This window comes from Actinokineospora baliensis (assembly GCF_016907695.1).
GTDB lineage: Bacteria > Actinomycetota > Actinomycetes > Mycobacteriales > Pseudonocardiaceae > Actinokineospora > Actinokineospora baliensis.
In genome coordinates this window covers 21,858-32,332 of record NZ_JAFBCK010000001.1, presented here as the reverse complement: position 1 = coordinate 32,332, position 10,475 = coordinate 21,858, and the positions used below count along the sequence as shown (strand labels likewise).

Annotated in this window: 10 protein-coding genes; all 10 read left to right on the top strand. The window is 69.0% G+C overall.

Features of this window, described 5'->3' with window-relative positions; translation table 11 throughout:
• Positions 1-738 (top strand): hypothetical protein, encoded by a 738-nt coding sequence (locus JOD54_RS00145; protein ID WP_204448634.1) that lies wholly within the window; start codon positions 1-3, stop codon positions 736-738.
• A 24-nt stretch (positions 739-762) separates the two neighbouring features.
• Entirely contained in the window at positions 763-1,368 is a 606-nt protein-coding gene (locus JOD54_RS00140; RefSeq protein ID WP_204448633.1) for a dTDP-4-dehydrorhamnose 3,5-epimerase family protein, read from the top strand.
• Positions 1,365-2,300: an NAD-dependent epimerase/dehydratase family protein gene (locus JOD54_RS00135; RefSeq protein WP_204448632.1), complete on the top strand. Its 936-nt coding sequence runs from the start codon at positions 1,365-1,367 to the stop codon at positions 2,298-2,300. The genes JOD54_RS00140 and JOD54_RS00135 overlap by 4 nt, the downstream gene beginning before the upstream one ends.
• A 1-nt stretch (position 2,301) precedes the next feature.
• Complete coding sequence (locus JOD54_RS00130) at positions 2,302-3,492, top strand: macrolide family glycosyltransferase (RefSeq protein WP_204448631.1); 1,191 nt, start codon at positions 2,302-2,304, stop codon at positions 3,490-3,492.
• Positions 3,493-3,555: 63 nt separating this feature from the next.
• Positions 3,556-4,785 (top strand): activator-dependent family glycosyltransferase, encoded by a 1,230-nt coding sequence (locus JOD54_RS00125; RefSeq protein ID WP_204448630.1) that lies wholly within the window; start codon positions 3,556-3,558, stop codon positions 4,783-4,785.
• The gene (locus JOD54_RS00120) at positions 4,772-5,482 is read left to right on the top strand and encodes a class I SAM-dependent DNA methyltransferase (protein ID WP_204448629.1); all 711 of its coding nucleotides are present in this window, start codon (positions 4,772-4,774) and stop codon (positions 5,480-5,482) included. Before JOD54_RS00125 ends, JOD54_RS00120 begins: the two co-directional genes overlap by 14 nt.
• Positions 5,483-5,561: 79 nt before the next feature.
• Positions 5,562-6,989 (top strand): NDP-hexose 2,3-dehydratase family protein, encoded by a 1,428-nt coding sequence (locus tag JOD54_RS00115; protein ID WP_204448628.1) that lies wholly within the window; start codon positions 5,562-5,564, stop codon positions 6,987-6,989.
• Positions 6,986-8,095 carry a DegT/DnrJ/EryC1/StrS family aminotransferase gene (locus tag JOD54_RS00110; protein WP_204448627.1) on the top strand — a complete coding sequence of 370 codons (1,110 nt, stop codon included), beginning with the start codon at positions 6,986-6,988 and terminating at the stop codon, positions 8,093-8,095. Before JOD54_RS00115 ends, JOD54_RS00110 begins: the two co-directional genes overlap by 4 nt.
• A gap of 303 nt (positions 8,096-8,398) precedes the next feature.
• Complete coding sequence (locus JOD54_RS00105; protein ID WP_204448626.1) at positions 8,399-9,679, top strand: cytochrome P450; 1,281 nt, start codon at positions 8,399-8,401, stop codon at positions 9,677-9,679.
• Between the two features lie 189 nt (positions 9,680-9,868).
• Complete coding sequence (locus JOD54_RS00100; protein ID WP_204448625.1) at positions 9,869-10,450, top strand: copper resistance CopC family protein; 582 nt, start codon at positions 9,869-9,871, stop codon at positions 10,448-10,450.
• Positions 10,451-10,475 lie beyond the last annotated feature (25 nt).

The window sequence follows — 10,475 nt, the reverse complement described above, 5'->3', positions numbered from 1 at the left end:
GTGAACACGATCGCCGCCTACACCAAGTTCGAGATCCTGGGTGCCATCCGCATCCCGATGGTCTTCGTCGCCCTGCTGTTCCTGCCCACGGTCGGCATGCTGCTATTCGTGGTGCCCGCCCTCGGTGACGACCCGGTCGCCGCGACGCTGAGCACCGGCTCCATGTGCCTGTTCACCGTGCTCATCATCTGCTCGGCCCAGTACGGGCTCGGCATCGCCGACGCGCGCATGAAGCCGTGGGGCGGCTACGTGCGGACCCTGCCGGGCGGGCCGCTGCCCAAGATGGTCAGCATGATCGCGATGAGCTCGGTGTTCGTCGTCGCGGGCAGCATCCCGCTCATCCTCATCGCGGTGATCGGCACCGAGGCCACCGCGTCCATCGTCGACATCGTGCTGGGTCTCGGCGCGCTGGTGCTGGCCGTCATCCCGTTCTCCCTGCTGATGCTGGCCATCGGGTACGCGGTCAACCCGTACCTGGTCAGCGTCATCACCAGCATCGCGCCGATCATCCTGGCCTACCTGGGCGGCCTGTTCACCGACCCGAACAGCACGGGCGGGTTCACCGCCAACGTCTCGCCGTTCATCCCGACCCGCGGCTCCGCGGAGTTGGTGTGGGCCGCCATCGGCGACTACACCCCCAACACCCTGTCGATGGTGATGCTGGGCGTGTGGACGGTCGTCCTGGCCTTCCTCGCCTACCGGGCCTACCGGTCCGACGAGGGCAAGCGCTTCCGCTGACCCACTCCCGAAAGGAGGAGCACCGTGCAGTTCCGCAAGCTCAAGGTCGACGGGGCCCTGGAGTTCACCCCCAAGGTGTTCCCCGACGACCGAGGGTTGTTCTTGTCGCCCTTCCAGGAGCCCACCTTCGTGGAGGCCACTGGCCACAAGCTGTTCCCAATAGCGCAGACCAACCACAGCCGCTCGCAGCGAGGCGTAGTGCGTGGCGTGCACTTCACACTGACCCGCCCTGGCTCGGCGAAGTACGTCTACTGCGCGCGCGGTAAGGCCATAGACATCATCGTCGACATCCGGGTCGGTTCCCCCACCTATGGCCAGTGGGACTCTGTTCTGCTCGACCAGGACGACTTCCGCGCGATGTACTTCCCGGTCGGCTGCGGGCACGCGTTCATCTCGCTCGAGGACGACACCGTCATGTCGTACATGGTGTCCAGCAGTTACGTCCCCGAGCACGAGTTGGCTCTGGCGGTTCTCGACCCCGAGTTGGGCCTACCGATCCCCGAGGACATCACCGACCCGATCATCTCCGACCGGGATCAGGTGGCACCGACGATGGCCGAAGCGCGTGAGGCGGGAATCCTGCCCGAGTACGCGTTGTGCCAGGAGATCGAGCGGGAGCTCTACAGGTGAAGGTCGTCGTCCTCGGTGCGTCGGGGTTCATCGGCACCGGCATCGTGCGTGCGCTAGCGGCGCGGCAGATCCAACTGCGGTTGGTCGCCCGCCGCGCGACCGCGGTGCCTAGTGACGCTGTGGCCGAGGTAGAGGTGCGGGCAGCTGATCTTCGTGAGGGCGTCGCGGACCATGTCACCGACGCCGACGCAGTGGTGCACCTCGTGGCCTATACCGATGGCGGCTGGCGTGTGGCCGACGGTGATACGACCGCCGAGCGCGTCAACGTTGGGCTCTTAGACGACGTTGTCAACGCGCTGCGGTCAAGGCCAACCCCACCTGTGGTGCTGTTCTCTGGTACGGAGACACAGGTTGGTTTGGCCGACAGGGTGCGCATCGACGGGACCGAGGAGGACAAGCCTCTTAGCGCCTACACCCGGCAGAAGTTGGCAGCGGAGAACCTGCTGAAGGACGCTACCCGGGACGGCATCATCCGGGGCGTGTCGTTGAGGCTGCCGACCATCTATGGCGAAGAGGGCGACCGAGGTGTTGTCGCGTTCATGGCGCGTAAGGCGTTTGCGAACGAACCTTTGACGATGTGGCACGACGGAACCGTTCGCCGTGACCTTGTGTTCGCCGATGACGTCACTACGGCATTCGTCGCCGCCCTCGACCACGCCGATGCGCTCGCCGGACGGCACTACGTGCTCGGTAGTGGTGTTGGCGTGCCGCTGCGGAAGGTGTTCGAGTTGGTGGCCGCCGAGGTGGCGGCTGTGACCGGTCAGCCGCCGTTGCCGGTCATCTCCGTGCCGCCGCCCGGGCACATGGAGCCGACTGATCTCAAGAGCGTCGAGGTGGACGCGTCCGCGTTCCGCTCGGTCACGGGCTGGACGACCCAGGTGAGCCTCGAAGAGGGGATTCGCCGCACTGTCGCTGCTGTTGCCGGAGGCTGACATGCGAGTTCTACACCTGAACAACTCCGGCTTCGGCCACGTCATCCCCTCGCTGGGAGTGGTCGAGGAACTGGTCCGCCGTGGTCACGAGGTCACCTATGTGACCGCGGCAGGCCCAGTCGCGAAGGTGGAGGCGACAGGCGCGACGGTCCTGCCCTACGAGTCGCGACTACCGGGCATCGACCTGTCCAACTACAACACCGCCGATGAGACTGCCGCTCTTACGGGGATCTACCTGACTGAGAGCGAGGCGATCCTTAAGGCGGTCGACGAGCACTACAAAGGCGCGCCGGATGTCATCTGCTACGACCTCACCGTCTATCACGCCGCTCGCGTCCTAGGCCGCCAGTGGGATGTGCCGATCGCGCAGTGCCTGCCTGTGTTCGCCTCCAACCAGCACTTCTCGTTGTTGGAGAAGATGGTCGAGAAGATGGGCCGCGCTGAGCTCACCCACCCCGAGTTGCAGTCGTTCTTCCGCCGGTTGACCGCTCTCCTGGCCGAACGCGGGCAGGCGGACGCCGACCTGGAAGACTTCATCGGTCGCACAGAGGACCTCAACCTCGTCTACTTCCCCCGGTCGTTCCAGTTCGCGGGGGACACCTTCGACGACCGGTTCGTCTTCGTCGGCCCCGGCCTGGCCGCCGACCCCACCCGGTGGACGCCGCCGGACAACGGCAAACCCCTGCTGTTCGTGTCTCTCGGCACTTGCGTGAACCGGCGTGCGGGCTTCTTCAAGGCCTGCGTCGACGCGTTCCGCGACCAACCGTGGCACGTGGTGATGGCTGTGCACGAGGGTGTTGACCGCGCCGAGTTGGGCCCCATCCCCGCCAATGTGGAGGTTCACGGCTGGCTGCCGAACCTCGACGTGCTCGCCCACACTTCCGTGTTCCTCTCGCACGCGGGGCTCGGCAGTGTCATGGGTGCCCTCTCCCGTGACGTTCCCCTGGTGGTCGTCCCGTCCTCGCCCGAGGACTGGGTCAACGCCCGGCGGGTGGCGGAACTCGGCCTGGGCAGGGTCATCCGGGACGAGACGCCGCCGCCGTCGCGCATCCGCGCGGCCGTGTTGGACGTTGACCGGGACAAGCTCACGCGGGAGCGCGTCGGCCGGATGCGAGCGGACATAGAGGCTTCTGGGGGTGGCGTGGCGGGCGCGGACGCGTTGGAGACCTATGTGGCTAAGAGGGGCCACTAGGGGTTGTTGGGCTCGCAGTGGGCTCCCTACCGTCCTGGTCAAATCGGACGATAGGGGCAAGCAGTGCGAATTCTGTTCGTGGCGCACTCCGAGAAGACCCACTACTTCAGCATGGTGCCGCTGGCCTCGGCGCTGCGCACCGCGGGCCACGAGGTCCGGGTCGCCACGCAGCCGGACATGGCCCCGGCGGTCGTCGAGTCCGGCCTGGTCGCCGTCCCGCTCGGCAGCGACCACAAGTGGAAGCAGGTCATGCAGGAGAAGGGCGACGACTCCTGGGCCGCCAGGGTCGTCGACGCCGTCACCAACGACGTCGACCACGACGCCCTGTTCACCTTCTTCGACGAGACCACCCGCGACTACTTCCGCACCGTCAACAACGAGGAGTTCGTCGCCGACCTGGTCGGCTACGCCCGGTTCTGGCAGCCCGACCTCGTGATCTGGGAGCAGTTCACCTGGGCGGGCGCCGTCGCTGCCGAAGCCGTCGGCGCCGCCCACGCCCGCATGCTCTGGGGCGCCGATGTGGTCACCCGCAGCCGCTTGCGCTTCCTCGACGGCGTCGACCACCGCGGCGACCCCCTCGCCGACTGGCTCACTGAACTGCTCACCCGGCACGGCGGCGAGTTCAGCGAGCGGGTCGTCACCGGCCATTGGACGATCGACCCCGGCCCGCCCGGCCACCGCATCGACAACGGCCTCGACGTCCTACCGGTCCGCTACATCCCCTACAACGGGCCTGCGTCGCTGCCCTCTTGGCTCGCTGAAACGCCTACCAAGCCAAGGGTCGCGGTGACGGCCGGGGTATCGGTGCGCGGCTACTTCGGCTTCGACATGTTCTCCCTGGGTGCCCTGCACGCCTTCGCCGACATGGACATAGAGGTCATCGCGACTCTGCTGCCGATGCCGGGCGAGACTGCCGACGCTGCCCCCGCGAACGCCAGAGTGTTCGACTTCGTGCCAATGGCCGGGCTGCTGCCCACATGTGCCGCGGTCGTACACATCGGCGGTGCCGGCATCCAGTCCACTGCCGCTGTGCACGGAGTCCCGCAGCTCATCCTGCCGGGCTTCTGGGACACCGTTGTACGCGCGGGCAAGGTCGTCGAATCCGGTGCCGGGTTGTCCATCCTGCCGCACGAAGTGACGCTGGAGCACGTTCGCGACTCCTTGGCCCGCCTGCTTGAAGACCCGGCGTTCCGGGAAGGCGCTAAGAGGCTGCAAGAAGACGTTCTTTCCGCTCCTTCGCCTAACGACGTGGTGGCCGACCTAGAGCGGCGGGTGGCCGATGTACGGGCGTGAGTTCGCCGAGATCTACGACCTCATCCACCGAGGCCGCGGCAAGGACTACCACGCCGAGGCGGCGTTCGTCGCCGACCTCATCCGGGAACGCGCACCCCACGCACGCTCCCTTGTGGACATCGCTTGCGCTACTGGCGCTCATCTGGTCGCGTTCGCGGAGTTGTTCGACGAGGTCGCGGGCGTTGAGATCTCCGAGCCAATGGTCCAGGTAGCGCGTAAGAAGTTCGATGGTGAAGTCGTGCACCTAGGCGACATGCGCGCCTTCGACCTCGGACGCGGCTTCGATGCTCTTACCTGCATGTTCGGCTCTATAGGCCACACCATGTCCGAGGCTGAGCTGGACGAGACGCTGGCTTGTTTCGCGCGCCACCTCAACCCCGGCGGCGTACTCGTTGTCGACCCATGGTGGTTCGCGGAGACCTTCACCGACGGCTACATCGCCGGTGACGTAGTAGAGGTAGAGGGCCTCACCGTGGCGCGCGTTTCACACGCGATCCGCGCCGGTGACAAGTCGCGCATGGAAGTCCACTACACCGTGGCGCGCCCCGAAGGCATCACCCACTTCGCGGAGACCTACCTGGCATCGCTCTACTCAAGACAGCAGTACGAGGAGGCCTTCACGCGAGTAGGCCTAAGAGCCGACTACCTGCCCGGCGTCCAGAACGGTCGCGGTGCGTTCGTCGCGGCGAAACACTAGGGGTACCAAGGGGTTGCTGGTGCGCCAGCGGCGTTCCTAGGCTCGCTTACATTCACACCGCAGGGGTTGGGACACGACCGTGACCGAACTGTCCGAGGCCAGGCAGGTGGACTTCGCCGCCGGGGTCGCCCGATCCGCGCTCGCGGGTACCGCCGCCGAGTTCGACACCTGGCTCGCCGACTGCCGCGACCGGTTCCACACCCTGGTCGAACCCGTGCCGCTGGACCGGCTCGACGGCTGGTCGGTGCACCGGGAGACCGGCGACATCGGCCACCACAGCGGCAAGTTCTTCACCGTGCGCGGACTCGACGTCGAGGTCGCGGGCGCGCCGATCCCGCGCTGGAGCCAGCCGATCATCAGCCAGCCCGAGATCGGCATCCTCGGCATCCTGGTGCGCGAGTTCGACGGCGTGCCGCACCTGCTGATGCAGGCCAAGGTCGAGCCGGGCAACGTCAACGGCGTGCAGCTGTCGCCGACCGTGCAGGCCACGCGCAGCAACTACACCAGCGTGCACGGCGGCAAGGCCGTGCCGTACCTGGAGTACTTCCGCGACACCGCGCGGCACACCGTGCTCGCCGACGTCCGCCAGTCCGAGCAGGGCGCCTGGTTCCACCGCAAGCGCAACCGCAACATGGTGGTGCGGGTCGACGAACCGGTCGAGGTGCTCGACGGGTTCTGCTGGCTGACCCTGGCCCAGGTGCACGCGCTGCTGCGGCTCGACGACCTGATCAACATGGACACCCGCACCGTGCTGTGCTGCCTGCCGTTCTCCGGTGCCGGGGTGGCCTACCGCTACCCGGGGGCGCGGGAGTTCGCCGCCGACCTGGTCGGCGCGCTCGACCCGGCCGCGCCTGCCGCGCACACCACCGGCGAGGTGCTGAGCTGGATCACCGACTCGCGCACCCGCCACGACGTGCGCGTCCGCGAGATCCCGCTCAACGAGGTCGCCGACTGGCATTGGGCGGACGGCCGCATCAGCCACGACACCGGCCTGTTCTTCGACGTCGTCGGGGTCGGGGTCACCGCGGCGGGCCGCGAGGTCGGCCGCTGGCACCAGCCGATGCTGCGGCCGCGCGGCCTCGGCCTGGTCGCGTTCCTGGTCCGGCGGATCGACGGCGTGCTGCACGTGCTGATGAACGCCAGGGTCGAACCCGGCTACTTCGACGTCGTCGAACTCGCCCCGACCGTGCAGTGCACCCCCGACACCTACGCCAAGCTGCCCGCCGAAGCGCGGCCGCCGTTCCTCGACCAGGTGCTGACCGCGGCGCCGGAGCGCATCCGGTTCGACGCGGTGCACTCGGAGGAGGGCGGTCGGTTCATGCACGCCCGCACCCGCTACGTCGTGGTCGAGACCGACGCCGACCCCGCCCCCGACCACCCCGACTTCCGCTGGCTCGCCCCGCACCAGCTGGCGACCCTGCTGCGGCACAGCCACTACCTCAACGTCCAGGCGCGCAGCGTGCTCGCCTGCCTGCACAGCCTGGTCACCCCGGAGGGAACGCCATGACCACCCGCGTCTGGGACTACCTGCCCGAGTACGAGAACGAGCGCGAGGACATCCTCGACGCGGTGGACACGGTGTTCCGGTCCGGGCAGCTCGTGTTCGGTCCCAGCGTGCTCGGCTTCGAGTCGGAGTTCGCCGCCTACCACGGCCTCGGCCACGGCGTCGGCGTCGACAATGGCACGAACGCCCTGGTCCTGGCCCTGCGCGCGCTGGGCGTCCGCCGCGGCGACGAGGTCATCACGGTGTCGAACACCGCGGCACCCACGGTCATCGCCATCGACCAGATCGGCGCCACCCCGGTCTTCGTCGACGTGCACGAGCGCAACCACCTCATGGACGTCAGCCAGGTCGAGGCCGCGATCACCCCCCGCACGACCTGCCTGCTGCCCGTCCACCTCTACGGCCAGTGCGTCGACCTCGCCCCCCTCGTCGCGTTGTCCGAGAAGCACGGCATCCCGATCCTGGAGGACTGCGCCCAGTCCCACGGCGCCCGCCAGCACGGCCGGATCGCGGGTACGACCGGCAAGGCCGCCGCGTTCTCCTTCTACCCGACCAAGGTCCTGGGCGCCTACGGCGACGGCGGCGCTGTCATCACCGATGACGCCGAGGTCGACGCCAGCCTGCGCAGGCTCCGGTACTACGGCATGGACAAGCAGTACTACGTCGTGGAGACCCCCGGCCACAACTCGCGGCTGGACGAGGTCCACGCGGAGATCCTGCGCCGCAAACTCCGCAGGCTGGACGGGTACCTAGAGGCGCGCCGCCGGGTCGCTGCGCGCTACGCGGAGGCGTTGTCGGACACCGAACTGGTCCTGCCCTCGGTCGAGCCCGGCAACGACCACGTGTACTACGTCTACGTCGTGCGCCACCCGCGCCGGGACGCGATCCTCGAGGCGCTGCAGGCCTACGACATCTCGCTGAACGTGAGTTACCGGTGGCCGGTGCACACCATGAGCGGGTTCGCGCACCTGGGCTACGGGGCCGGGTCGCTGCCGGTCACCGAACGCCTGGCCGACGAGATCTTCTCGCTGCCGATGTACTCGTCGCTGTCCGAGGACCTGCAGGACAAGGTCATCAACGCCCTGCGCGAGGTGCTGCGCACGGTGTGACGCCCCGCCGGGTCCACAGTGGGCCGGTGGACGTGGGGTCCCACTCCGCGAAATGGCCTCCGAGGCCCCACTCGCGGAAATGGGACCCCATTTTCGCCGTCTCCGCCTCCGCCGGGGTGAATGCGCCCGAATAGCGCTTCCGGTGATCGCCGGGACCGACCGGCCAAAACGGACTGAAGTGCCTGATCACCGCCCCGGTGTGAGTTGGGTCATGTCCGCCCACCCCGCTGCTGAGAGGTCGCTGAGACCCCGCGCGGCCCCCCGGTAGGGTCGGGCCGGGCAAGCGTCCCGGGGGAGGTCGCAGTGGGTCTCATTCGGACGGTCGGCAAGACCGTCGCGGCACGGCTGGCGAGTACCGCGCTGGCCCGCTTCGTGCTGCGCAAGGCGGGCACCAGGGCGTTGTCCCTGCTGCCGGAGAGCGCGCTGGTGCCGTTGCGCCGCGACGGGCTGGAGCCGGTCGCCGAACTGGACCGGATCAGCGCGGGGGCGCCGGTCACCAAGCTGCCCATCCCCTTCGGGGTGAACGTGTGGCTGGTCACCGGGTACGCGGAGAACAAGCAGGTGCTCGCCGACACCGCCTCGTTCAGCAACGACTACACCCACCTGGGCGAGATCATCGGCGGTCAGGAGCACAGCCCCGGCGGCCTCGGGTTCGCCGACCCGCCCGACCACACCCGGCTGCGCAAGCTGCTCACCCCCGAGTTCACCATGCGCCGCCTGGCCCGCCTCGGCCCGCGCATCGACGCCATCGTGGCCGACTGCCTGGACCGGATGGCGGCCTCGTCGGACCCGGTCGACCTGGTGGAGGCCTTCGCGCTGCCCATCCCGTCGCTGACCATCTGCGAGCTGCTCGGCGTCCCCTACAGCGACCGCGACGAGTTCCAGCGGCTCGCGGTGGCCAGGTTCGACCTCTTCAGCGGGGCGGGCGCCTCGATCGGCGCGATCTCCGAATCACTGGTCTACCTGGAGGGCGTGGTCAAGGCGCAGCGCGCGGACCCGGGCGACGGGCTGCTCGGCATGATCATCCGCGAGCACGGCGACGACGTCGACGACAAGGAGCTCGCTGGCCTGGCCGACGGCATCCTCACCGGCGGCTTCGAGACCACGGCCAGCATGCTCGCCCTCGGTGCCCTCATCCTGCTGCGCGACCCGGCGGCCAGCGCGCTCGTGCGCGACGACGACGCCGCCACCGGGCCGTTCGTGGAGGAGCTGCTGCGGTACCTGACCGTGGTCCAGGTCGCCTTCCCGCGCTTCGCCCGCCGCGACCTGGAGGTCGGCGGGGCCCGGATCGGCGCGGGCGACGTGGTCGTCTGCTCGCTCAGCGCCGCCGACCGCGACAACGCCCTAGTCGGGGGCTCGCCGGAGTTCGACCCGACCAGGCGGCCGACGCAGCACCTGGCCTTCGGGCACGGCGCGCACCGCTGCATCGGCGCCGAGCTGGCCAGGATGGAGCTGCGCGCGGCCTACCCCGCCCTGGTCCGCCGATTCCCGAACCTGCGGTTGGCCACGCCGGAATCGGCGCTGCGATTCCGCAAGACGTCCATTGTCTACGGCGTCGAGGAAATCCCGGTCACCATCGGCTGACCCATTTCCCGGACCCGCCACAATCACCACTCCGGGCATTCCCGGCCACCGCGGATCCACCGCTGGGTGCCCGCCTGGGTACGCTCCGCGCCGAGGGATCACGGCACCCGCTCGCGCCGTCCCCGTCGGGCACCCCCCGACGCGCGCGGCGCCCGCGGTCCCGCAGGTCCCGAAGAAGGAAGGTCCCCGATGTCGTTCCGCCGCCTCGCCGCCACCCTGCTCCTGGCGGGCGCAGCAGTCCTGGGCACCGCGCTGCCCGCCTCGGCGCACGTCGAGCTCAAGTCAAGCGACCCGGCCGAGGGCGCGAGCCTGGCCCAGTTGCCCACCGCGCTGACCCTGACCTTCACCGAGGCGGTCACCGCCAAGGTGGACGCGGTCGCGGTCAGCAGCCCCGGCGGTCTCCGCTGGACCGTGGGCACGCCCACCGTCGCGGGCACCGTGGTCACCGTCCCGGTGCAGCCGGTCGGCCCGGCCGGTCCCTACACGATCGAATACCGGGTGAACGCCGACGACGGCCACACCGTCAGCGGCGCCATCAACTTCACCCTGGCCGTCGACGCCCCCGCCCCGACGACCACCACCGAGCCCAGCGTGGCGGCCACCACCCCCGAGGTCGTCGCCACCGAGGCGACCCAGCAGCCCCCTGCGGCGCAACCCGCCGCCGCCGAGACCGGCGTGCCCACCTGGATCTGGTTCGTCGTCGGCCTGGTGGTCCTGGTCGCGATCGTGGTCGGCCTGCTGTTGCGGTCCCGCCGCGCTAGCACCAAGTAGGCACCCGAGTAGGCGTGTGACGCGG

Bases quoted from the DNA above. Each gene is read 5' to 3' on its own strand.
- JOD54_RS00100 (WP_204448625.1), top strand. From the start codon at position 9,869: ATGTCGTTCCGCCGCCTCGCCGCCACCCTGCTCCTGGCGGGCGCAGCA.
- JOD54_RS00110 (WP_204448627.1), top strand. From the start codon at position 6,986: ATGACCACCCGCGTCTGGGACTACCTGCCCGAGTACGAGAACGAGCGC.
- JOD54_RS00120 (WP_204448629.1), top strand. From the start codon at position 4,772: ATGTACGGGCGTGAGTTCGCCGAGATCTACGACCTCATCCACCGAGGC.
- JOD54_RS00130 (WP_204448631.1), top strand. From the start codon at position 2,302: ATGCGAGTTCTACACCTGAACAACTCCGGCTTCGGCCACGTCATCCCC.